The organism is Iodidimonas nitroreducens, from assembly GCA_000710935.1.
In the GTDB taxonomy this organism is placed as follows: Bacteria; Pseudomonadota; Alphaproteobacteria; order Sphingomonadales; family Rhodothalassiaceae; genus Iodidimonas; species Iodidimonas nitroreducens.
Genome location: BAYV01000085.1, coordinates 1 through 228 on the forward strand (window position 1 = coordinate 1; position 228 = coordinate 228).

The window sequence follows — 228 nt, forward strand, 5'->3', positions numbered from 1 at the left end:
ATTGGGGGCAGATATCCTTTCCACCACCATCGCCCCTACCCTAGAAAGCTTGAGCAAACTAGGGCTAATCGCTGTAATCAGGACTTTTTTAAACTATTTTCTTGGTAAAGAACTGGAATCGGAAATCAGAATGGAAATTGAACAGGAAAGACAGGAACATGGCCGTTAACCATTGAGCCATGGCGATCGCCTTTTCCTCGCCCAACTCCAGTCACCAGATCATCTCGT

At 46.1% G+C, this 228-nt stretch carries 1 protein-coding gene; it reads left to right on the forward strand.

The genetic code is table 11. From position 1 onward, the window contains the following. A partial coding sequence (locus AQ1_RS15005) for a DUF1622 domain-containing protein (RefSeq protein WP_042087850.1) occupies positions 1 to 169 on the forward strand: 169 nt, incomplete at its 5' end. Between the last annotated feature and the right edge of the window lie 59 nt (positions 170 to 228).